General features: G+C 51.1%; 22 protein-coding genes and 1 pseudogene. 2 read left to right on the top strand and 21 right to left on the bottom strand.

What is annotated here, in order from left to right:
- Positions 1-10: 10 nt before the first annotated feature.
- The 12 genes from FS806_RS01885 to FS806_RS01830 form a co-directional block, all read right to left on the bottom strand.
- Positions 11-1,300 carry an MFS transporter gene (locus FS806_RS01885; protein ID WP_144932615.1) on the bottom strand — a complete coding sequence of 430 codons (1,290 nt, stop codon included), beginning with the start codon at positions 1,298-1,300 and terminating at the stop codon, positions 11-13.
- Positions 1,301-1,579: 279 nt separating this feature from the next.
- On the bottom strand, positions 1,580-2,485 hold the full coding sequence (gene thpD, locus FS806_RS01880; protein ID WP_144932613.1) for an ectoine hydroxylase: 906 nt from the start codon (positions 2,483-2,485) through the stop codon (positions 1,580-1,582).
- A gap of 136 nt (positions 2,486-2,621) precedes the next feature.
- The gene (locus FS806_RS01875) at positions 2,622-3,008 is read right to left on the bottom strand and encodes an ectoine synthase (protein WP_144932611.1); all 387 of its coding nucleotides are present in this window, start codon (positions 3,006-3,008) and stop codon (positions 2,622-2,624) included.
- A 109-nt stretch (positions 3,009-3,117) separates the two neighbouring features.
- Entirely contained in the window at positions 3,118-4,410 is a 1,293-nt protein-coding gene (gene ectB, locus FS806_RS01870) for a diaminobutyrate--2-oxoglutarate transaminase (RefSeq protein WP_144932609.1), read from the bottom strand.
- A gap of 17 nt (positions 4,411-4,427) precedes the next feature.
- Entirely contained in the window at positions 4,428-4,931 is a 504-nt protein-coding gene (gene ectA / locus FS806_RS01865) for a diaminobutyrate acetyltransferase (protein WP_260981947.1), read from the bottom strand.
- Positions 4,928-5,803: an ectoine/hydroxyectoine ABC transporter ATP-binding protein EhuA gene (gene ehuA / locus FS806_RS01860; protein WP_144932605.1), complete on the bottom strand. Its 876-nt coding sequence runs from the start codon at positions 5,801-5,803 to the stop codon at positions 4,928-4,930. Before ehuA ends, ectA begins: the two co-directional genes overlap by 4 nt.
- Before the next feature lie 78 nt (positions 5,804-5,881).
- A complete protein-coding gene (ehuD, locus tag FS806_RS01855) occupies positions 5,882-6,532 on the bottom strand; it encodes an ectoine/hydroxyectoine ABC transporter permease subunit EhuD (RefSeq protein ID WP_144932603.1) in 651 nt (216 codons plus the stop codon).
- Positions 6,533-6,534: 2 nt separating this feature from the next.
- Positions 6,535-7,188 carry an ectoine/hydroxyectoine ABC transporter permease subunit EhuC gene (ehuC, locus tag FS806_RS01850; RefSeq protein WP_222126576.1) on the bottom strand — a complete coding sequence of 218 codons (654 nt, stop codon included), beginning with the start codon at positions 7,186-7,188 and terminating at the stop codon, positions 6,535-6,537.
- A 29-nt stretch (positions 7,189-7,217) separates the two neighbouring features.
- Positions 7,218-8,135, bottom strand: coding sequence for an ectoine/hydroxyectoine ABC transporter substrate-binding protein EhuB (gene ehuB, locus FS806_RS01845; protein ID WP_144932601.1), 918 nt, complete (start codon positions 8,133-8,135; stop codon positions 7,218-7,220).
- An 871-nt stretch (positions 8,136-9,006) separates the two neighbouring features.
- A complete protein-coding gene (locus tag FS806_RS01840) occupies positions 9,007-9,675 on the bottom strand; it encodes a spermine/spermidine synthase domain-containing protein (RefSeq protein ID WP_144932599.1) in 669 nt (222 codons plus the stop codon).
- A gap of 155 nt (positions 9,676-9,830) precedes the next feature.
- Positions 9,831-10,103 carry a small, acid-soluble spore protein, alpha/beta type gene (locus FS806_RS01835; protein ID WP_144932597.1) on the bottom strand — a complete coding sequence of 91 codons (273 nt, stop codon included), beginning with the start codon at positions 10,101-10,103 and terminating at the stop codon, positions 9,831-9,833.
- Between the two features lie 142 nt (positions 10,104-10,245).
- Positions 10,246-10,620, bottom strand: coding sequence for a c-type cytochrome (locus FS806_RS01830; RefSeq protein WP_144932595.1), 375 nt, complete (start codon positions 10,618-10,620; stop codon positions 10,246-10,248).
- Positions 10,621-10,798: 178 nt separating this feature from the next.
- Here FS806_RS01830 and FS806_RS01825 point away from each other — a divergent pair, with 178 nt between their 5' ends.
- Positions 10,799-11,590: a protein-glutamine gamma-glutamyltransferase gene (locus FS806_RS01825; protein ID WP_144932593.1), complete on the top strand. Its 792-nt coding sequence runs from the start codon at positions 10,799-10,801 to the stop codon at positions 11,588-11,590.
- Positions 11,591-11,623: 33 nt separating this feature from the next.
- On the opposite strand, the gene FS806_RS01820 is transcribed toward FS806_RS01825, so the two are convergent.
- The 6 genes from FS806_RS01820 to mug form a co-directional block, all read right to left on the bottom strand.
- Positions 11,624-12,493 (bottom strand): ROK family protein, encoded by an 870-nt coding sequence (locus FS806_RS01820; protein WP_144932591.1) that lies wholly within the window; start codon positions 12,491-12,493, stop codon positions 11,624-11,626.
- A gap of 179 nt (positions 12,494-12,672) precedes the next feature.
- Positions 12,673-13,383, bottom strand: coding sequence for a PIG-L deacetylase family protein (locus tag FS806_RS01815; RefSeq protein ID WP_144932589.1), 711 nt, complete (start codon positions 13,381-13,383; stop codon positions 12,673-12,675).
- A gap of 41 nt (positions 13,384-13,424) precedes the next feature.
- Entirely contained in the window at positions 13,425-14,372 is a 948-nt protein-coding gene (locus tag FS806_RS01810; RefSeq protein ID WP_144932587.1) for a GNAT family N-acetyltransferase, read from the bottom strand.
- 73 nt (positions 14,373-14,445) lie between these two features.
- Positions 14,446-15,546 carry a serine hydrolase domain-containing protein gene (locus tag FS806_RS01805; RefSeq protein WP_144932585.1) on the bottom strand — a complete coding sequence of 367 codons (1,101 nt, stop codon included), beginning with the start codon at positions 15,544-15,546 and terminating at the stop codon, positions 14,446-14,448.
- Between the two features lie 314 nt (positions 15,547-15,860).
- A complete protein-coding gene (locus FS806_RS01800; protein WP_144932583.1) occupies positions 15,861-16,367 on the bottom strand; it encodes a metallophosphoesterase family protein in 507 nt (168 codons plus the stop codon).
- A 46-nt stretch (positions 16,368-16,413) separates the two neighbouring features.
- Positions 16,414-16,914 (bottom strand): G/U mismatch-specific DNA glycosylase, encoded by a 501-nt coding sequence (gene mug, locus FS806_RS01795; RefSeq protein WP_144932581.1) that lies wholly within the window; start codon positions 16,912-16,914, stop codon positions 16,414-16,416.
- Positions 16,915-17,258: 344 nt separating this feature from the next.
- On the opposite strand from mug, the pseudogene FS806_RS01790 reads away from it, so the two are divergent.
- Positions 17,259-17,933: pseudogene (locus tag FS806_RS01790) on the top strand (MgtC/SapB family protein).
- Between the two features lie 193 nt (positions 17,934-18,126).
- Here FS806_RS01790 and FS806_RS01785 read toward each other — a convergent pair.
- From FS806_RS01785 to miaB, 3 genes are all read right to left on the bottom strand, one after another.
- Positions 18,127-19,464, bottom strand: a complete 1,338-nt coding sequence (locus tag FS806_RS01785) for a purine/pyrimidine permease (RefSeq protein ID WP_144932579.1) — start codon at positions 19,462-19,464, stop codon at positions 18,127-18,129.
- A 91-nt stretch (positions 19,465-19,555) separates the two neighbouring features.
- On the bottom strand, positions 19,556-20,008 hold the full coding sequence (locus FS806_RS01780) for a YlbF/YmcA family competence regulator (RefSeq protein ID WP_144932577.1): 453 nt from the start codon (positions 20,006-20,008) through the stop codon (positions 19,556-19,558).
- Between the two features lie 40 nt (positions 20,009-20,048).
- Positions 20,049-21,533, bottom strand: a complete 1,485-nt coding sequence (miaB, locus tag FS806_RS01775; protein ID WP_144932574.1) for a tRNA (N6-isopentenyl adenosine(37)-C2)-methylthiotransferase MiaB — start codon at positions 21,531-21,533, stop codon at positions 20,049-20,051.
- Positions 21,534-21,641: the final 108 nt, after the last annotated feature.

Below are 21,641 nucleotides of genomic sequence, written 5' to 3'. Positions count from 1 at the left end.
GCTTTCCCTCCTATTCCGTGTGACGGGTTGGATTGTCGCTGGCTTTAAGCAATAAAGATACCAAGTACGAGATAGTAAGCAGAAGGAAGGGAATCACGCTGATCAAGGTCCGGAACGCCTGATCCGCATTCGGACCGGGGTCGTTCCCGCTGACATAGCCGAACAGCAAGCCGACGCACCAGAAGGCGAGGGCCGACAGCAAGCCGCTGGAACGGGTGATAAATCCCCCCACCGCATTATAAATGCCCTCTCTTCGGCGTCCGGTTTTCTCATAATCGCGGTCCACAATTTGTCCATTCAGGACAGCAGGAGTAACCAGAAAACCGGACATTCCCAGCCCAACGACAATTCCCGCCGCAATGCCTCCCCCGAGCCCCTTCGCAAACCATAACGGAATAACGGATAGCGCATAGACAAGCAAGGCGAAGCGCCAGCCTCTGAGCCCGCCGAGCTTGCGGACGACCCAATACCAAAAAGCAACCAGAGGGATAACCGACAGAAAAACGGCCGCGAGCAGCACAGAAACCTGAGATTCGGGAATATGAAGCGAATATTTGGCATAGAAGGGGATCGCCGAGCTGAGGAGACCATTGACGGTTTGGGCGAAAGAGTTGGCGATATTAAATATCCAAAACGTCTTGTTCTTGAAGGTTTCGCGGAAAGCGGCCAGCATCTTGAGCGGGGGTTCCTTCCGCGCTTCTTCATCTTCCTGCACAGTCATCATGCAGAGGAGCATCAATACAGCGAAAACAGAGGCATAGATCCAGGCCATACCGGAAAAACCGATCCAGGCAAATATGACCGGAGTAAGCGCTGTGCCTATCAGGATCGCCACAATCTGATAGCCTTGCTGAATCGCCGAAGCTTTGGCCCGCAGCCGGTCTCCGCGAAACAGCTCCGGAAACAGGGCGCCGTAATTTACCCACAGGATGGCGGCAACGCTTTCATAAACAATAAGAGCAATGAGAAACCATGTAAAAAGCTGCCGGTCCCCCATCCCCTGCGGAGCGGAAAAAATGAAGACAAAAGAAGCCATAAATAAAGGGATGGCCGCCATAATCCAGGGCTTGCGGCGCCCCCAACGGGTTCTGGTGCCGTCGGACAAATACCCGAGAATCGGATCATTCACCGCATCCCACACCATATAGATAGTGCGGGCCAAAGTAGCCAAACCTACTCCCAGTCCCAGCTTGTCAATATAATAATAGCTGTAGAAGGAGCTGAACGCCTGAACGGGAATCATCATGGCCAGCATTCCAAGCGCATAGGTGTAAGGGGAGTTGATCCCAAGCTTCTTCATGGTTCTTTCCTCCAAGTCCTTATCGGGTAGCCTTGCAGGTACTTCGGGAGGCGATCAATCACAGGAACTATTTTCCAATTATTATACGATTCTCCGATGCTTCCGGTCAATCATTCCCTTACTCGCAAGGATAAACGGCTATCGCCGTCCTTAGGACGGGCGCGTTTACCGATGAAATAGAAGAACAGGTATAGATGAAAACTTATACTTCTTATATTTTCAAAAAAATCCGGACAGAAATGAATTTTCCGTCCGGATTATGCTGTGCGTGCGCCTTATCTAGTCGCGGGTCGCTATGTAGTCGGGCCTCGGCTTCTGGCCGGAATACGGCGCAACCAGCTTGTTTTCCACGCTGTTATACACCATGAATACGTTGCTTCTGGGATAGGGAGTAATGTTGCTGTTGGATCCGTGCATAATGTTGCAGTCAAACAGCAGTATGGAGCCGGCTTTGCCGGTCGGCATCTCAATGCCGCCTTGTTCGACAAGCCACTTCAGGCTGTCGTTGTCCGGCACCCCGTAAATTTGCTTGCGCAGGGAAGATTTATAATTTTCGTCCGGGGTTCGGCCTACGCACGAGATGTAATGCTTATGGGAGCCCGGAACGACCATAAGCGCACCGTTATACGCATAATTGTCTTCCAAAGCGACGGAGCAGCTAAGCGCTCTCATTCGAGGCATTCCGTCCTCCACGTGCCAGGTTTCAAAATCGGAGTGCCAGTAAAATTCTTTGCCTGTAAAGCCCGGCTTGAAATTGATCCGCGATTGGTGGATATAAGCTTCGCTGCCGAGAATTTGCTGCACCGCTCCTACAATTCTGGAATTTCGCGACAGCTCCCGGAAGATCTCATTGTCACGATGTACAGCGAAGACGGAGCGAACTTCATCCCCTCCCGGCTCGCGAATGACTTCCGGTACACGCCGGTCGGCGCTTTCTTGCCAGACTTTATTCAGCTCCTCCTTCAGCCCGGCTGTCTCTTCCTCCGAGAAGAACGAATCCAGGAACAAATAACCGTTCCGCTCGAAGAAATCAAGCTGTTCCTTGCTCAAAGGCCCGGTAAACCCGGCATCCGGATAGACGACCGGATCCTTGCGGCTCGTAATGGTTGGTTTATCGTGAATCCTCGATGGATAAAGGTCGATCTGGTTATCGTTACGATTTAAGGCCGTATTCGTGTTACTCATCACAATCTCCTCCTTCGAAATAATCGCGATAGACGACTCCCTGGCTAGCGGCGCAGGCAGGGCTAACAGTATGGTCCCCGCCTGCTTCCTCTGCCCTTTCTTTTCTCCTGAACAGCGATTCCCCACAAATTATTTTTTAATCGGCAAGCACCGGGTATGTTCCTTCTTCATCATGCACTTCACGCCCCGTACAAGGCGGGTTGAATACACAGACCATCCGCATATCTTTGGTCGCCCGCAAATAATGCTTCTCATGGCCATCCAGCGCATATAAGGTTCCCGCTTTCAGCGGGTACACCCTCCCGGTTTCCTTCACCTCTATTTCGCCTTCCCCTTCAATGCAATAGACGGCTTCCACGTGATTTTTATACCAAATGAACGTTTCGGTTCCCGCCTTAATAATCGTGTCATGCAGCGAAAATCCCATTCCGTCCTTCTGCAGCAGCAGCCTGCGGCTGTTCCAAGTAGGAGTATCTACGTCGTTATCCGTTCCGATGATCTCATCCAATTGGCGTACAATCATTATCTCCGCTCTCCTCTCTTTATTCCGATATCAAGAAATATAGCTGCATAATCCGATTGAAGTTCACCCGCTGTTCTGTTGTCCGAAGTCCATTCCCGGAATTCCGGAATTACTTCACATGACGTCGTGAAACGGCATCCACACTGTCCCGGAAAATATCCAGCCCCCGCTCCAGAGCTTCATGGCCAACCGTTAGCGGAGGCATGACCTTCGCCACTTCGCTGTCCGGACCGGACGTTTCCATTATGAGGCCTCTTTGGAAAGCTTCGGCGCAAACTTCCTCGGCCATTCCAGGCTGTGGAAAGGCAATTCCTTGAAACAGCCCGCGGCCCCGTCTTGCCGCCTGCAGCGATGGATTCGAGCGGACGATTTCCTCCAGACGCTGACGGACCCGCTCGCTCTTAGCCGACACTTCCTTCTCCAAGGAACCGCTCTCCCAATAATCGAGTGCTTCCGCTGCCGCAATGAATGCCAGATTGTTGCCCCGGAAGGTACCGTTATGCTCCCCCGGCTCCCAGATATCGAGGTCGGAGCGGAACAGGGTGAGGGCTAACGGCAGGCCGAAGCCTCCGATGGCCTTGGACAGGCAGATGATATCCGGCGTAATTCCGGCTTCGTCGAAGCTGAAGAACGTCCCGGTCCTTCCGCAGCCGGCCTGAATATCGTCGACAATAAGCAGAATTTCATACCTGCGGCAAATGTCCTCAATTCGGCGCAGCCATTCGAAGCTGGCCACATTAATGCCGCCTTCCCCCTGAACGGTCTCCAGAATAATCGCGGCCGGCAAGGAGACCCCGCTGCCGTTGTCCTCCAGATACCGCTCGATATACTCCGTCGTATCGACCTCTTCTCCGTAGTATCCGTCGAACGGCATCGATACCGTATAATGAAGCGGGACACCGGCCCCCTGCCGTTTAAACTTGTTGCCGGTGACGGCCAGGGCACCGAGGGTCATTCCGTGGAACGCGTTGGTGAAGCTTATGACCGTCTGACGTCCCGTTATTTTACGGGCCAGCTTCAATGCGCTTTCGACCGAATTCGCTCCGGTCGGCCCGGGGAACATCACTTTATAGTCCATCCCGCGCGGAGACAGAATCATTTGCTCGAATTTCTGCAGCAACCCTTCTTTGGCTTCCGTCGCCATGTCGAGGCTATGAGTCACTCCGTCATTCATTAAGTATTCGATCAGCTTCTGTTTGATCCGGGGATTGTTATGCCCGTAATTCAATGTCCCCGCTCCAGCGAAAAAGTCGATGTACTCTCGTCCTTCCCGGTCCCACAGCTTCTCGTTGCGCGCCTTGGCAAATACTGTGGGAAAGCTTCGACAGTAGCTCCTTACTTCGGATTCCAGCTTTTCAAATACATGCAATTCCGGCTTCTTTTCATCCGCAACATGGACCATAACGGCGGCATTCCTCCTTATGATTTTAAAATAGTCGTTGCAATGGGGCCGATCCGGTACAGCTTCTCCTCTTCATGCTCCTCCCCCGGGAACATCTGGGCCGGAAACCCTCCGGCTTCCACCATTTTCGTTTCCAAACTGTCCGTTAACCGGGCGAACAGCGCTCTGGAGGGACCATTGGAAGGGGAAATGGTCGTTTCCAGATACCGGATGTCCCGGCAGCTTTCTCTCTTCAGAAGTTCCTCCAGCAGTCTCCGGCCGACCCCCTGGCCCCTTTCGGACTCGGCCACTCCGATCTGCCATACAAACAGTGTGTCCCGGCTCCCGGGTACGGGGCAGGAAGTAACAAATCCCGTCAGCTCACCTTCCTTCTCGGCAATGACGCAGGTTTCCGCAAAATAGCGGCACAACATGATGTAGCAATAGACGGAATTAACATCGAGCACCCGGCTTTGGCGAACCAATTCCCATATTCTTGCCCCGTCCTCTGCCTGCGGTTTCCTGAAGCGGACCTCGCTCACGCGGACGTCCCCCCGCTGTATCCGTTGCGAAACCGGCTAAGGAAAGCTTGCAGCCGATCGCTTTGCGGGTTTTCGAACAGCTGGCGGGGCGGCCCCTGCTCAACGATGGAGCCTCCATCGGTAAACACTACGCGGTCGGCAATGTCTCTGGCGAAGTCCATCTCGTGAGTGATCAGCAGCATGGCCATCTCTCCCTCCAGGGCGATATCCTTGATCACCTTCAATACCTCGCCTACCAGCTCCGGATCAAGCGCGGATGTCGGTTCGTCGAACAGCATCACCTTGGGCTGCATGACGAGGGCTCGGGCAATCGCTACCCGCTGCTTCTGCCCTCCGGACAGTTGGGCGGGATATTGATCCGCTTTATCGGCCAGGCCGACCTTATCCAGCATTTCCATCGCCTTCTGTCTGGCTTCCTTCTTCGGAACCTTAAGCACGTGGATCGGGGCCTCCGTCACGTTGCGCAAAATCGTCATATGCGGAAACAGGTTGAAGTGCTGAAATACCATTCCGATCTTGCTTCGCACCCGGTGCAGATGCTTCTCATCCGCCCTTACGAGGCGCCCTTTGACCTCCTTATGCCATAATGGCTCCCCTTCCACCTCGATCACCCCGGAGGTAGGCTCCTCAAGTGTCATCAAGATTCGGGCAAGCGTCGTTTTGCCCGAGCCGCTCGGCCCGATTACCGCGACCTTCTCGCCGGGGGTAATATCCAGATCAATCTCGTTCAGCACTTGATGATCCCCGAACGATATGCTGACCTTGCGATAGCGCACGATGGGAGAAGACGTCTCCGGTCCAGCCGGACTTTTCCCTTGCAGGGCCGAGAGACCGTCCCTTTCGATTACTTGAATCCCGGAATCGGATTCCATTTCTATCACCGCCTTTTTCAATATGAATACTTGGTTAATGAATAGTACAACCCCTTATTTCCTTACAGATCTTCTCTTCTATCTGCGATTCAGCTTGAGCTCGAATGTGCGAACTACAAGCGATGAAGCATAGCTCAGAACGAGGAATAACAAACCGGCCAGCGTGAAAACCTCCACATAACGGAACGACTGCGAGCCAAGCGATTTGGCGGTCGTCATCAGCTCGACAACGGTTATCGCGGACAACAGCGGGGTTTCCTTGAACATGACGATCAGATAGTTTCCCATTACCGGAATGATCGGCGGGATGGCTTGTGGGAGAATGACCCGCAGCCATATCTGACCCTTGGTAAAATTGAGAGCGGTCGAGGCTTCCCATTGCCCCCGGTCTACCGCTTCAATGCCGGACCGGTACACCTCGGACATATATGTGCTGTAATGCAGTCCCAGTCCAATGACTCCACAGAAGAAAGGGGACAAGGCGATTCCAAATTGCGGCAATGCGTAGAACAAGAAAAACAACTGTACCAATAAAGGCGTATTCCGGATAAATTCCACAAAACCGATGACCGGATAGGATATGAGCTTATACCGGGAACGTCGCATGACGGCGAGCAGCAATCCGAACAACGAGGCAATGGCGAAACCGGCCAGCGTAGCCGCGATGGTGATCGGAAGGGCATGCAGCATCTTCGGCAGGATATCCAGGGCATAATCCCAGTTCCACATGATTATGACCTCCCTGCAGCCGCTCTTTTTTCAAACCAGCGCACGATGAGTGTCAGGACATACGCGATTATGAAGTAAATAACGAGCAGCATGATAAATATTTCGGTGGTGTGGTAATTGGAATAGGATCGTAAGATCATTCCTTGATAAGTCAGGTCCATCACCGTGATAAAAGATACGAGCGAAGTCCCTTTTAACAGCTCGATTAACAGATTCCCGAACGCCGGAAGCATGCGGACAAATGCCTGAGGCAGGATCACGAGCCTCATCCGCTGTCCCGGGGTCATGTTAAGAGCAATCGTCGCTTCCGTCTGTCCCCGGGGGACGGCCAGAATAGAGCTCCTTACCACTTCAGAGCCATAAGCTCCGGAATTCAAGCCCAGTGCCAGCACGGATGCCATAAGGGCCGACACCCTGACATCGATAAGCATCGGCAGAGCGAAATAAATCCAGAACAATTGAACCAGCAGAGAGGTTCCGCGAAAAATCTCCACATAAATTACTGTAACCCATCGAATGATACGAAATTTCGACAATCTCCCGAAGCCGGCAATAAACGACATAACAAAGGCAAAGATCGTAGAATAGATCGTGACCAGCAGTGTTATCTTGACACCGCGCATTAATGTCGGGAGAAAGTCCGCCCAATAATCGATAAGGACCACTCCTTTAATGTTCCATAAACTTACGGTTTAGCCGCTTCCTCAGCAGTCATGTCTCCAGGAAGCTCATCTTCTGTGAAGCCGAAGGGCTCCAATATTTTCAGCAATTCCCCGGATTCCTTCAGCTTTTCGAGTTCAGCGTTGAAGGCTTCGCGGAATGCGGTATCTTCTTTACGGAATGCAGCCGCACCATACCCCCGGACACTTTTACCATCAATGACCGGTTGTTCGAAATCGGCGACTCTTTCTATGTTGGGATCTTTGGTCGAATCGAGCATTGCCTGAAGGGATGGCCCCGTCATCGTAACGGCTTGGACTCGATTGGACTGAAGCGCGGAAATAGCAGAGGGTTGATCAGGTACAGTTACGATCTGATTGTCAGCGACGCCTACTTTCTTCAAGTAGTCTATTTCGATTGCGCCGACCATGACCGCCACTTTTACCTCTGGATTTTCTTTAATATCTTCATAGCTATGGAGGTTATGAGGATTGCCCTTGGCAACGGCAATCGCCTCGCCAATACTGTACTCAGGATTGGCAAAAGCAACTTCCTTGCTCCGCTCCTCGTTAATGAACATGCCTGCGGTAATGATATCGAACCGCTTGGCCTGCAGACCGGGAATCAATGACCCGAATTCCGTCAGAACGCCATCCATCTCTTCAATTCCCAGATTGTTGAGAATGACTCGGGCGACCTCAACGGCTTCCCCCGTCAATTGCCCGTCAGGGGTTGCATAAGCATATGGATTCTCGTTAGCAAACCCGATACTGACATAACCTTGGCGCTGCGCCTTTTCCAACGTGTTTTCATTCTGAGCGACATCCTTATTCCCGTTCCCTCCGGCTGTCCCGGACGCGTGGGGATTATCTCCGCCGTTCCCGCACCCTGCCGTCAGTCCCAGACAAGCGGCCAGCAGCAGAGTGCCTAACTTTTTTCTCATATCTGTCTCCCTTCTATTAATTTTTTGTACGTGTCTTATGGTAACATTCCCCCCCGGATATCTCATCCTTCATATCCCGGGATTATCTCTCCAGAGGCCGGCTCATGCGGGGTGATGGAAGATTACCTGACCTATTCCTTTTATTCAACCCATATCCTCCCAAATCCTCATAGATCCGGCAGGATGGCTTTTCCAATTCGGGCAATTGTCTCAGTATTTCAGTTATTTCATGTCAAGTTCTATGACAAACCATCGATTTCCATCCTCTTCCCGTTCCGGCCAATATCCAGCGAAAGCAGAACCGAAGGGAAAGAAGTTTACTGCTAATTTCGTCCGAATATCCTTTTTTCACCCGGTTTCTGACCGTTATCCCGTTGCCTCAGAATGAATAGATGTCAGATGTCCCCTATCGTTGATCAATCCGCCTACTTGTTCATACTTCCCCATCTTAAAGACTGGTTCTTCCTCTTTAAAGCTTCCAGATAAAATAAAACCCCGACCTTATCACTAAGTCCGACGGAAAACTGAGCGAAGGGGATAACAGTCAAAAGGACGCTAGAATGAAAACGTTTGGTTCCAGCACAGCATGAATATGACTGAGCCGTTGGAATAACAGTCAAAGAATCTGAAGCGGAGTGTGACTCGGTTAAAGAAATGCTGAGCAATGGAGCTGCGGGGAAGTGAACAGATACCGTTCCGTCATGAAAGATCAAGGATAAACGGCTATCTCCGTGCTGACATCAGACGCGTTTACCGATGAAATATATGAACAGGTATAAAGTGATACTTTCTTAATTTCAACAAAAAAGACAGAGAATGTTAGACATCCTCTGTCTCGCGTGTTTTTCGGGAGCGCCAATCTATTGCGCTATTATTCTTTCTTCGCCAAATAGATGTAATCGGGTTCTCCCTTCTGTTGATCGACCGTCATTCGCTGGACGCTGGGGAAAAACTCTTTTAGCCGTGCTTCGAAGTCCGGCGCGGAGGAAGCGCTCCAGAATGTAGCGACCCCGCCGGGATTCAGCCTGCTGCCGAGCAGCGCCAGCCCGCTATTATTATAGAGTGCCCCGTTCTCCTCATATACCATCCAATCCGGTCCGTTATCAATATCAAGACAGATTACATCAAATAATCTCCCGCAGCTGGCCAACCATTCGATCAAGTCGGCGTGAATAGCCTCCGCTCTTGGATCGTACAAAGCATTATGGTTAAACTCCATGAGGTAGGAGCGATTCCAAGCCAGAACAGCCTCTTCGATCTCCACGACGGTCGCTCGCTCGACCCGATCGTCCCGCAATGCTTCCGCCAGAGAAAAACCGACTCCGAGCCCGCCGATCAGCACCTGAGCCGGTTTCTCACAGCAATCAAGAGCGGCTTTGACCAACAGCCGTTCCGATGCTCCGTTATAGGTCGCCATCAGGAAAGTTCCGTTGCTGATGATTTCGAAGTGCTGCCCTCGCTTTTGCAATTGAATGTCGCCTCGGGGCGAAGAATGGCGCTCCAATCTTTCCAGTATTCCCGCCGATTGATTTCTGTTCATACCCTGCTCCCTTAACCAAAGGATTCCATCCTTTGTTTTCCTACCATTGTATATAGTTATTCGCAAGGCTTCAAGTATCATCTGGCGGCGCCGTCTAAATCAGGTGGAGTAGAGTCTCCATCTGATTACTCGATGTTCAGCTAAGCTGAACGAGTTCACTTTCGGTTCAACTGCTCCTTCGCTTTCTGAATCATTTCCTTAACCATAGCCCCGCCAATTTTTCCTCCAATTTTGCCCGCGTCCTCAGTTTTCATTTGTCCGTTGCCGTCCCGGTTCATTTGAATCCCAAGGGAATCAGCCACCTCATATTTCACTTCATCGGGCCTTGCGGGATTGACCCGGTAGCCTTCCTTCCTCATTACCTCAGACTTTAACTGGTTCAATCCTTGTCCCGCTTCCGGAACCAGCAGCCGCCTTCTTCTAGCCATAAATCATTCCTCCTATTGCATATTTGAGTGTATTCTTTAGCGTTAGCTTTCCCGCTTATAACAAAAAAACAACGCAGGTCCATAAACCCGCGTTGCTTTTTAATAACTATGTTTACTATAATGCCCACTGCATGTCACGCATCTATTTGTGCTCTGCCAACCAGCCAGCCAAGTTCGCAATCTCCGCGTCTTCCAGCTGACCTTTGAAAGCAGGCATCATCGGGCTTACGCCATTCATAATTTTCAGGCGAATTTTGTTGCGATCCAACTTGGCTCCAACGGTTTCCAGACTAGGTCCGGCTCCGCCTTCCAAGTTGCCCCCATGACAGCTCAAGCACGTTTTCTTATAAACTGCTTCAGCAGCCTCCGCATCTACCGGTGCGTTATTTTCCGGAGCTTCTGCTTCCGCTTTTTCTTTAGCGATCTCCGTTGCATTCTGGTTTACCGCATACACAAGACCGGATAAACCCAGTACGACCGCACAGGCGCATAATGCAGCCATGGCCCATTTGTACATGTCCTCGTCCCTCCTTACTGTAATCATACCACCTTTATCCAGGCTCTGTACAGTGCTCCGTTTGAGCCAGCCATAAAGCGCGATTGAGCAATCGCGTAAAACATATGGAAGGAATGAATAAATAACGGTCCTCCACATATGATTTGTTAAACACTATCATTATATCCGGAGGAAGCCCATGATTTCAATTGCTGGAGTACATGTTGATCCAAACCGTCTGCCGGCGCACTGGAGCCAGACGGCTCCCGCACACCATATTTTGTCCCAAATGGCTGCTCACCAAACGGTCTATTCGTATACCAGACCGGAAGAACTGGAGTTTGAAATCCGGCTGAGGATTTCCATTATGGACGAATCCATCGGCATGGAACAAAGCAATGTCAGCTTTGCCGACTTCGACAATTCCCGCTGCAATCCGGCTTATTGGATACTGACCCCGCAAGGAGGATTCCGGCTGCGCGGCAATGTCCGCCCCTCCGCAGCCATTCGGGATATTTATTGGAATGGTCATCTGTACTCATTCGAATGTGCAACAGCCATCATCATTCTATACTACAAAGCGGTACTGAACGTCATTCCGGACGAGTTGTTCGATCGGCTGTTTGCCAACCTCTACCTGTTTAGCTGGGAATACGACAGAGATTTGGCCGTCCGCACCGTGCGTACAAGCGAATTCCTCCCGGCAGACGTGCTTTATTTCGACAATCCCGATGTTGACCCCTTGAAGCCGGAGTGGCAGGGGGAGAATGCCGTCAATCTCGGCAACGGGCTGTATTTCGGCCATGGGATCGGGATAAGAGATGCGGCCGGTATCATTATGTCACTGAACCGGCATCGCCGGCGCGGGGCCACCCGCAGCGCTCATTTATTGAACCAGGCTACCAACCCCGGATACTTATACTTGTACCGGGTCTCGGCAGGTTATCGTCCCGCGGTCGCCCGAATCGGCAGAAATACATATCCCATTTGATTAGTCATTGCCGATTGCGCTCCTGTCTCCAGGTCATGCTTGCGCAGCGAGAGCCAATGCTCCACAGAGGCCCGCGTTATCTCCCAGACCAGGCGGCACAATGTAATCCTCCGCAGCGTTCAGAACGGCCTCATGCTGGACATAGCCGTTAAGCCATTCAAGAAGCCGGCTGCGGACAAGAGGAAATAACTGCTGCTGCTTCATGACGCCGCCTCCCATAATGATCTTCTGCGGGGCCAGTATGAGAATGTAATTAACGAGGGCCTGGGCCAGATAATCGGCCTCGATAGCCCAAGCCAGGTGATCGGTTCCCAGCTCCGATCCCTTCACACCCCAGCGCGCCTCTATCGCCGGTCCCGCGGCTAATCCTTCCAGGCAGTCCTTATGATAGGGACAATGTCCTTCATACTGGTCCTGCGGGTGTCTGCGTACGATAATATGCCCCATTTCCGGATGCGACAGGCCATGGATGAGCTGACCGTTGACCAAAGCCCCTGCCCCGATTCCCGTTCCAACCGTTATGTACAGGCAATTATCCAGCCCCCGGGCCGCCCCGAATTTGGCCTCGCCTAGTACGGCTCCATTCACGTCCGTATCGAAGCCTATCGGAACATCGAAATGCTTGCGGAGCTCTCCCAGAAGATTAAAACCGCCCCAATGCGGCTTCGGGGTGCTTGTGACATAACCGTAAGTCGGGCTTCCCGGACGCGGGTCAATGGGACCGAAGGAACCGATTCCAAGTGCGGCTATAGTCTTGTTACGGAAATACTCCTCCACCTGAGCCAAGGTTTCATTCGGAGTAGTCGTCGGAAAACTGACCTTGTCCAAAATTTCCCCGGACTCGGTACCGATCCCGCAGACAAACTTCGTCCCCCCCGCTTCTATTGCTCCTAGAATCTTCATTCTCCAACTCTCTTCCTTTCCAGTTAAACAATCCGCCTTTAATATTATACAGAAAAAACGGCCCCTATGAAGAACGGAAAATGGGCCGTTTTTTGACTTTTCATTGCCAGTTCCCGGGAGCAACCTTTTATGTCTGGAAAACGCTTCTATCTTTAGTACTCCATAAAATTATAAGCTGATCAATCCAGCCATTGGGAACGTCTGTTCAAAGCTCCTTTGGGCACGGCGAACGCCTGGGCCCGTTTGAAATTGACCGGGGCTCCCCGCACGATCGTTAACGCCTTATAATATTCAATGTATGGGAATCCGTAGGTTTCACCCCGTGCAAAAGCGTAGGCATTCATGCCCTTGACCCACGTCTCGAAAGCATCCTCGGGAATATCGACGAAGACCTCCGGCTCGAACCCCTCCATATCCTCCCAATTCTCGGCGAAATACATGCGTCGGGTATAGTGGGCCGGAAGCTCTCTTTCAATCGTTTTTAACGCGGCGTAAAAATGCGCATCCTGTACGATGGAATAAGTGTTGGAATGATCTTTATGTATGCTGTCTTTCCAATGGGTAATAATGATGTCCGGCTTCACCTCCCGTATAACGTCCGCTACCTCGTATTTAATTTTTTCGTCCACCGGCAGCTCGGCATCCTTATAGTCAAAAAAACGCACCTCAGCACCAATAATGTCCGCGAATTGATAAGCCTCTTCGATTTTTTGCTTGCGGTATTCATCGGGGGTAAGCCGGGGATGCCCCTTCTCCCCTGGTGTCAGGTGCAGCATCGTCACTTTATGGCCTTCCTGGGTATATTTGGTCAACACCGCGCCCGCCGTCAGATCCATATCCCCCGCATGTGCGCTAATCGCCAAAATATGGGATTTCTTCTCACCGCTCATCGTTCTCATTCTCCTTTACGATATATTATTTGGATAATGTCCTATAGAGGTTTGGACATGACATGGAAGGTTCGGGTGACCGTAAAGCCCGTTTTTTTATACAAATGGCCTGCGGCGGTTTGTTCTCCCGTCCAGAGAAACCACGCCCCATGCAGTCCCTGAGCCCTCATGGATACCAGACAATCGTACAGCAGAATTTTGCCCAAACCCTTGCCCTGCTGGCCAGGGTCTACCCCGAAAGGACCGAAGCGCTCGGCGACGCCCTCATACCCGCCATGCATGCTGAAACCGACCAGCTTGCCGCGGTCTCGCACAATATGGATATTGGACAACGGAAGGCCGCGAAGCACCCCCTCCCGAATCGCTCTTCCCCAATCCGGATTGAAAACACCCGTGGCGAACTGAATAAGTTCATATAAGTCCCTGTCCTGCGCCTGGCGGAACACATACCCTTCCTCCATCCGCTTCTGCTTCAGAACCGAAACGTCCTCCGGCACGCTCAGCCCGACCAGCGAATAATCCATCGCCACCGGCGAATAGAGCCGGGTAAACCCGTTGTGCAGCAAGAATGCATAGCCTTCCGGATAATGGGCTTCATCCAAGCCCGGAACGATATAATTGGGCGCATACGACGCAAAATAGACCTGCGTCCGCTGCAAAGATTGCAGCCATAGCAAGCCTTCATTCAACAGCCGGGTCCCGACCCCTTGCCGCCTGGCCTCGGGAGCCACGAAGAAGAACGGGATCCATCCGGAGGAAGGCTCCAAATCCGTTCCATGCATTGGGAGAAGACGGCGAACGGCATAGACGCAGCCGAGCAGGCGGTCGCCGGATTGTGCCACTCGCAGGCCTTCGGGGTCAAAATTGGCGTCAAGCAGCACGAGATTGCGAAATCTCTCGTCGGTCACCGGGTCGCAAGTCAAACACCGGTTCCAGAGTTCAACAATGGACGATTCGTCTCCAGGCTTATAGCTTCGGTAAGCGATCATAGGTTATGGCCTCCTATTATTTCCGAACCTCTTCTGAAAGACTGTGGGGTAAGAATGTTCCGCGAATGTTGGGTCAAAAGGATGCTGCAACCGCATTATGAAAGCATGCTCTTAACCGGGCCACCGATTTGTCTCTTCCGTAATGCACCCGGTTGGTCAGCAGAATGGCGCTGATGTCACGCTCCGGGTCTATCGTCAGGCTGACTCCCGTAAATCCGGTATGGCCATAGGCGGAATCCGAGAATAGATCACCGGATACATCCATTTTGTCACCCTTCAACACCCAGCCCAGCCCTCTGCGGCCGGATAATGCACGGGTATGGGTCCCTATAGATACTTGGACGCAAGCCTCGGGAATCACCGCGCGGCCGTCTTCCGTTCGTCCTCCGTTCAGCCACATCATGGCGTACTTTGCCAGATCGCCTGCGGTGGAGAATAAACCGGCGTGACCGCTAATTCCTCCCATCGCATAGGCGTTCTCATCGTGAACCTCGCCTCTTTTGCATCGTTCCAGCAGCTCAGTGTATTCGGTAGCCGCTATCCGCGGCTTCCAATCTTCCGGAGGGCAGTATGCGGTGTCCTTCATGCCCAACGGATTGAAAATCTGCTCGCTGGCCACCCGATCCAGGGAATCTCCAAATACTTGGGCAGCGATATGCCCCAGAAGCATATACCCGAGGTCGCTGTACACGATTTTCGAATCGGACTTGTATTCCAGAGGGAGTCTGCAAATGGCTCCGATGATCTCCTCCGGTGTCCAGCCATGCAGGTAAAATTTCTGATGCGCCGGCAGTCCCGAGGTATGAATCAACAGATGCCTGATCGTAATATGCTCTTTCCCGTTCGTTCCGAATTCGGGCAGGAACCGGGCCACCGGATCATCCAGCCGAACCAGTCCATAACCTATGCTCTGCAGCACTAAAGGAAGGGTTACCGTAACCTTCGTCAAGGAAGCACAATCGTATATCGTCGTTTCCTCGGCCCTTACCTTCTCCCCGCCATGATCGACGGCATATCCGGCGGCATAGGAGCCGGCTACTTTGCCCTGATGAGTGACCAGAGCGACCCCTCCTGGAATCTCCCCTCTGTCCACTTCATCGTCCAACAGGCGAAAAGCGGCCGTCAACCCATAGATTGTGTTCGGCTGCGCGGAATAACGAAGATGCGAATTCATTTTCTGCCACATCCTTTTCTTACAACTGGTCTTAACCAATGACTTGAAGCAAGAAGCCGTTCTCGTAAGCTTCCGGTACCGTTTTGTCATCGCTTTCAGTTGATACAATTATAACACCGGGAAATAATATTTCAATATAAAATATCAACTAAGAATATTATTTACAATTTTTCTTTTCCCGGTGAATATCGGCCGTAAAACAGGCCTACTCTATAACTAATATTTGGCAGGACGAGATTTTATTCATATCGGAAATGGCAATAGGTTCTATGTTGTCATCGCCAAATAGAATAGCCCCATCCGGATTGGCCGCCTTAGTTCTTATAATCCTTGCTTTCAAAAAAGACGTGTTCGGCCTTGATTTCTTCCCCGAGCGTCATTAGTCCGAACGAATATAACGGCTGCCTGCGCTTGTCCGTCGGGGAACCGGGATTAAACAGCAATACCCCTTCATGCCTAATATTGAGTGGAACATGCGAATGTCCGAAGATGACCGCATCGACGGCATCTTCCTTAAAAGCTTCGAATGCCCGGATTTCCGTCGTCTTGCCGACGCCGTCCCCGTGAACGAGACCGATCTTGAATCCGCCAAGCTGAATAACCTTCCGGCGGCCAAACCGGTCATAAATATCCCAGCCGTCCGTGTTGCCGGCAACTCCTTCCACAGGCGCGATCAGGCTTAATTCGTCATATACCCACATCGATTGCCAATCCCCTGCATGGAGGATTAAGTCTACTCCTTCGAGTCCTTCTCTTACCGCTTTCGGCAGCTGCTTCGCAAAACGGGGCATATGTGTGTCGGAAATGACTCCTACTTTCATTTCTCTTCTTCCTTTCTTTTTGGCGTCTTTGGATTTTTGTTCAGTGCTATAGGTGCTTCTTCAACTGATGGAATACTGCGGTCAATTCCTCCAGGCTCATTCGTACAAGCCCGCTCGTTGAAGGGGCTACGAAATCAACGACTCCGGGGACAGACGCTTCCGTCTGGACTCCCCAGGAGACGCTCTTTTTCCCGCTGTATTGCTGATAGACCCCTTTGCCGACAAAACAAACGATCTGCGGCCGATATTTTTCAATTTTGACACGCAGCTTAAGACGTCCTTCCTCATACTCCTCCTTCCCGATTTCCGCCGCCGTCCTGGTCGGCCGCTCCACGATATTGGTAAAGCCATACCCGAGCTCGAGCAATTTTCCATCCTCTTCCGGGGAATATAATCTGGAAGTTAACCCGGCGGCAAACAGCACTCTCCAGAAACGGTTATTCGGATTGGCATAATGGTGTCCGGTTTCGCCTGATTTCAGGCTCGGATTATATCCCACGAACAGAATCTTCAAGCCATTCTGCAAATGATCCGGAATGGTATCCACCTTGCGGCCTCCTTCATTAAATAGTTTTGGAACGAGTTCCGGAAAACAATCGAATAGAAGAATTTCCCTTTATTTGCTATATTGTGTATGAATATCGATCTCTTGTAAACACGGTTGCAAAAATAGGCTTTGAGCCATAATAGAGGTTGCCGTTATTTCTTATTATAGCTTATCTGTGGTATAGCTCTCACACCAAGCTGAAGAAGCCAACCCTTTTTCTTTCCTTTATTCCTTTTTACATTTTATAGTATAATACTAACCATTCCTTCGTCATCGCCCTGTCTGTTCTTTTTCTGACCCGTCGGACGTATATTTGAATTCTATATCTTGTGCAAAAGGAAGTGATGAACATGCTGGCAGCATCCCTCCTCCGCCTTACGGTTGCCGGAATATGCGGGGCTCTCATTGGATATGAGAGGAAAAACCGGATGAAGGATGCGGGGATACGAACTCATTTTATGGTATCTGTAGGCGCTGCATTGATGATTCTCGTCTCCAAATACGGGTTTCAGGATCAGATCGGCTGGGATAATTTAAGTCTGGATCCTTCCCGTATTGCCGCCCAAGTCGTTAGCGGCGTCAGTTTTTAGGGGGCCGGAATGATCTTCCTTCAGCGCCAAACCGTTAAGAGCTTGACCACCGCGGCCGGCATCTGGGCTACCTCCGGAATTGGCATGGCCATAGGGGCGGGGCTGTATTGGATCGGAATCAGCGTAACCGTGTTGATTCTCATTGCGCAGGTTCTGCTGCACGGCCGCTTTAATTGGCTGGAAGGACCCAAGACTGAGCAATTGGTGGTCCGTATGGAAGACCAACCGGGAGCTGTTGAATCCCTGCAGCGGATTCTGGCCGACAAGAGCATCGCCATTCTTAACTTCCAGGCCGAGAAATGGTCCAAGAAAGAGGACCCGGTCATCGAGCTGGAAATGGTGGTCCGTCTTCCGAGCCACCTTACTCTGCAGCAATTAATGACCTTGATTCAGGAAGTGAATGAAGTTAGAACCGTTAGCATGCATTGAATGCCTTACTAAGTGTGGCATAGCCTTCGAAATATTCTTCTGCAACCTGACAGTGTGTCGGCTAACCTTTTTCGCGCGGCCTCTCTCACAAGAAGGACCGGGATGTGATGATCCCGGTCCTTCTTCATTAAGGAATAAAATCTGTCTTTAAATCGCTTCAGCACTACACTGAAATACGATAAGCGAGTAATAATTACTCCGCCTGTTGTTTTCGTTTAAACACAACGTGCTCCAACACTATGGACAGAGTGACTCCAACAATCAATCCGTTTCCAACAATATAGCCGAACACCGAAGGCAGATTCGCCCAAGCCGAACCCGGCACGAACATAAGGCCTACGCCTGACAGCAGAGAAAATCCAATGATGAACAGGTCCTTCAAGTTCAATTCCATCCGTTTATAATCTCTAAGTCCGAACCCGAGCAACTGCCCGAATACGGTAAACAGAATAGCGTAGCCTACCGGCTGCGGAATGGTGCTCAGCCATTGCCCCACTCTGGGTAGAAGGCCCAGCACGATAAATCCGATGGACGCCAGCAGGAAGGGCAGCCTCGAAGCAATACGGGTAAGAACGACCATACTGGCTGCGGCCGTCAATGGCACCGCCGCAACCGTGCCGAACAGGCCGGCCAGCAGCGTTCCGATTCCTGTCATGAAGGAGCCTCTGTTGATCATGGAATCGGTCACCTTCTCATCAGCGGCCGAGGCGAACACCTGTATACTCGCGATCAGGTTGGACAGCAAGATCGCCGACGTAATGACGCAGGTTATGACAATTCCAGTATTCCATTGCGGGACCCCGAAGGGGAATACCTGCGGCAAAGCTGCCCATGGAGCCTGCTCCTCCGGGAATCGCACCATCCCGAGAAGGGCGTATAGCAGCCAGCCGGTGCCTAAACCGATCAATACCGCCATGCTTTGAAGCATCCCTTTAGCCTTCATCATGATTCCGACCGTGAATGAAATCAGCAGAAGAGAGAGTAGAACGATCTTCGGAATCACCTGGTCGCTCCCCTCGTATCCGATTCCGAGAACTCCCTCCACTAATGATTTCGAAACCTGCATACTCAGCAATACAAGGAAAGTGCCGGTAACGACAGGTGTAAACAACGCCCTTAACCGGTTAAGCAGCCGGAATACAGCCAACAGGATAAACACTAATGAGCTCACGATAAGGCCCATCTCCAGCTCGGCCAGCAAAGTTTGCGTCGTGCCTCCCATCTGCATGTTCATAGTGATTAGCACCAGGAAAACTCCCCACCACATTCCGGCAGGCCCCTCTATAATCGGGAGCCGGTGTCCGAACATGACCTGGATTGCCCCGATCAACCCGCACAGAAACAGCGTCCGGCTGGTGTAGAACGATATTTCCTCCCCGCTTAAGCCCAGAGTAAGCCCCAGAACAAGCGGAACGGTAATAAAATTTGCCAGCATGAAAATAAACCATTGAATGGCGGACAACCAAAGCACCGTTCCTTTGGGGCGTTCATTCAATTTGTACAGCAGGGCTTGTTGATCCGCGCCGCCCATCCTTCCACTCCTCTCCAACAATAGAAAACAGCACCTAAAGAGAAGGGCAAACCTCCTTTAAGTGCTGTCCGGTTCATCCGGAAACTTCTTCTTAATCACTGCAGTTAGCAGGCTCCTCCGCTTGCGCCTGTTCCACTTCAATTTTCTGGGATACCGTGTCTCTGACGACCCCCATAATCATTTGAAGCAGGTAGTTGATATCATGCTGAGTTTGTTGAAATTGACTTACGATAGGAATCCCATCAAGCTCATTTTGCAGTGCTTCGATTTCTCCTTCGATTTTCTTGACCATTTCCGGGTTGCGAAATGTCTTTTCGAAGGCTACGGCCTCTTTTTGTTTTTTCTTGATTTGTTTAATCAAGCTCTGCACATGATCGTTATTGCGGATTTGCATCTCTGCTTTTTTGTAATATTGAACCTCTGTTGATGTGGAGATCAATGCGGCCAGCTCTTTGGCCTTCTCCATAATATCATCCCGTATAATCAAATCTTTAGTATCGTATTGATGCATCCCGTTCTTAAGAACACGAGCCTTTCCGCTCATCAAATTCATCCCCTTGTTCGTAATAATGCAGGCACATTATCTATATGGCGGTGCGGACGGAATCGGGCACCAATTCCCCTTTAACCAGCCATGTCTGTGTTTCGACCACGCGAACGTGAACCCGTTTCCCAATCAGATCCCGGGTTCCGGCAAAATGCACAAGCTTGTTCGTGCGTGTCCGGGCGGAGAGCACATCCGGATTCGTCTTGCTTTCTCCTTCGACAAGCACCTCTACAACTTGACCCAACAGCTTGTCGTTGCTCTTCTTGCTAAGCTCCGTCATGAGCTCGTTCAAACGGTAAAGCCGCTCTTTCTTCACGGATTCAGGCACGTCATCCTTCATGGCTGCGGCCGGAGTCCCATCCCTGGGGGAATAGATAAACGTAAATGCGGAATCAAAGCCTACTTCTTTAACCAGAGACATTGTTTCCTCAAATTGCTCATCTGTTTCACCCGGGAATCCGACAATGATATCCGTTGTGAGAACTACGTCCGGAATAGCTTCTCTTATTTTGCGGACCAGCTCAAGATAGCCTTCCCGTGTATACTTGCGGCTCATCTTCTTCAAAATTTGCGAGCTGCCCGACTGAACCGGCAAATGGATATGCTCCATTAGATTTCCCTTCTGGCTCAGCACCTTAATCAGATGATCGTCGAAATCCCGCGGATGGGAAGTGGTGAAACGGACTCTGGGAATATCGATCTTATGGATATCATTCATTAGATCTCCGAATGAATACTCGATATCCTCAAAATCCTTCCCGTAGGCATTCACATTCTGGCCAAGCAGAGTGATCTCCTGGAATCCCTTCCGGGCCAGATCACGAACCTCGGCAAGCACATCCTGCGGGCGGCGGCTCCGTTCCTTACCGCGTGTATATGGAACGATACAGTACGTACAGAACTTGTCACAGCCATACATAATGTTAACCCAAGCCCGGACCCCTTCGCGTCTCTTCGGAAGGTTCTCGATGATATCCCCTTCCTTGGACCATACCTCCACGACCATTTCTTTACTGAAGGTTGCATCCTGCAGCAGGTTTGGCAAACGGTGGATATTATGGGTCCCGAAAATCATATCGACGAAAGGATGCTTCTGCATGATCCGGTTAACAACCGCTTCTTCCTGAGACATACATCCGCAGACTCCAAGAATAAGCGACGGCTTCTCCGCCTTCAAGGATTTCAGATGCCCCAATTCTCCGAATACCTTGTCTTCGGCATTCTCGCGAATGGCACAAGTATTCAGCAGAATAACGTCCGCCTCCAGCTTATCCTCCGTAGACTGAAAGCCCATCAGATCGAGCATTCCCTTCATCGTTTCAGTGTCATGCTCGTTCATCTGACATCCGTAAGTACGGATCATATAAAACTTGCCTTCCCCGAAGCCCTTCAACGATTCCGGAATGGAGAAATCATAGTGAACCTTGACTTCTTCCTTCCCGCGTTTCTTGGCTTCCTTCAAAGAGGGGGGCTGAAAGTATATGGAATAATCCTTCTCGGTTGCCTTCGGCTGGTTATTCATTATACAGCTCTTCCTCTCATCAAAATCTTATCCAATCCATTATACCATTGTACCGTATACGAAGACAAAAAAGGAACAAATTTTTTGCCAAAGCCGTGACATCGGAAT

This window comes from Paenibacillus sp. 32O-W, assembly GCF_007679495.1.
In the GTDB taxonomy this organism is placed as follows: Bacteria; Bacillota; Bacilli; order Paenibacillales; family NBRC-103111; genus Paenibacillus_L; species Paenibacillus_L residui.
This window is presented reverse-complemented; position numbering and strand designations above follow the sequence as displayed.

What these genes read in the sequence shown, in the direction of transcription:
- FS806_RS01885 (WP_144932615.1), bottom strand. Translation starts at nt 1,300, where the DNA reads ATGAAGAAGCTTGGGATCAACTCCCCTTACACCTATGCGCTTGGAATG.
- thpD (WP_144932613.1), bottom strand. Translation starts at nt 2,485, where the DNA reads ATGAGTAACACGAATACGGCCTTAAATCGTAACGATAACCAGATCGAC.
- FS806_RS01875 (WP_144932611.1), bottom strand. Translation starts at nt 3,008, where the DNA reads ATGATTGTACGCCAATTGGATGAGATCATCGGAACGGATAACGACGTA.
- ectB (WP_144932609.1), bottom strand. Translation starts at nt 4,410, where the DNA reads ATGGTCCATGTTGCGGATGAAAAGAAGCCGGAATTGCATGTATTTGAA.
- ehuA (WP_144932605.1), bottom strand. Translation starts at nt 5,803, where the DNA reads ATGGAATCCGATTCCGGGATTCAAGTAATCGAAAGGGACGGTCTCTCG.
- ehuD (WP_144932603.1), bottom strand. Translation starts at nt 6,532, where the DNA reads ATGTGGAACTGGGATTATGCCCTGGATATCCTGCCGAAGATGCTGCAT.
- ehuB (WP_144932601.1), bottom strand. Translation starts at nt 8,135, where the DNA reads ATGAGAAAAAAGTTAGGCACTCTGCTGCTGGCCGCTTGTCTGGGACTG.
- FS806_RS01840 (WP_144932599.1), bottom strand. Translation starts at nt 9,675, where the DNA reads ATGAACAGAAATCAATCGGCGGGAATACTGGAAAGATTGGAGCGCCAT.
- FS806_RS01835 (WP_144932597.1), bottom strand. Translation starts at nt 10,103, where the DNA reads ATGGCTAGAAGAAGGCGGCTGCTGGTTCCGGAAGCGGGACAAGGATTG.
- FS806_RS01830 (WP_144932595.1), bottom strand. Translation starts at nt 10,620, where the DNA reads ATGTACAAATGGGCCATGGCTGCATTATGCGCCTGTGCGGTCGTACTG.
- FS806_RS01825 (WP_144932593.1), top strand. Translation starts at nt 10,799, where the DNA reads ATGATTTCAATTGCTGGAGTACATGTTGATCCAAACCGTCTGCCGGCG.
- FS806_RS01820 (WP_144932591.1), bottom strand. Translation starts at nt 12,493, where the DNA reads ATGAAGATTCTAGGAGCAATAGAAGCGGGGGGGACGAAGTTTGTCTGC.
- FS806_RS01815 (WP_144932589.1), bottom strand. Translation starts at nt 13,383, where the DNA reads ATGAGCGGTGAGAAGAAATCCCATATTTTGGCGATTAGCGCACATGCG.
- FS806_RS01810 (WP_144932587.1), bottom strand. Translation starts at nt 14,372, where the DNA reads ATGATCGCTTACCGAAGCTATAAGCCTGGAGACGAATCGTCCATTGTT.
- FS806_RS01805 (WP_144932585.1), bottom strand. Translation starts at nt 15,546, where the DNA reads ATGAATTCGCATCTTCGTTATTCCGCGCAGCCGAACACAATCTATGGG.
- FS806_RS01800 (WP_144932583.1), bottom strand. Translation starts at nt 16,367, where the DNA reads ATGAAAGTAGGAGTCATTTCCGACACACATATGCCCCGTTTTGCGAAG.
- FS806_RS01785 (WP_144932579.1), bottom strand. Translation starts at nt 19,464, where the DNA reads ATGGGCGGCGCGGATCAACAAGCCCTGCTGTACAAATTGAATGAACGC.
- FS806_RS01780 (WP_144932577.1), bottom strand. Translation starts at nt 20,008, where the DNA reads ATGAGCGGAAAGGCTCGTGTTCTTAAGAACGGGATGCATCAATACGAT.
- miaB (WP_144932574.1), bottom strand. Translation starts at nt 21,533, where the DNA reads ATGAATAACCAGCCGAAGGCAACCGAGAAGGATTATTCCATATACTTT.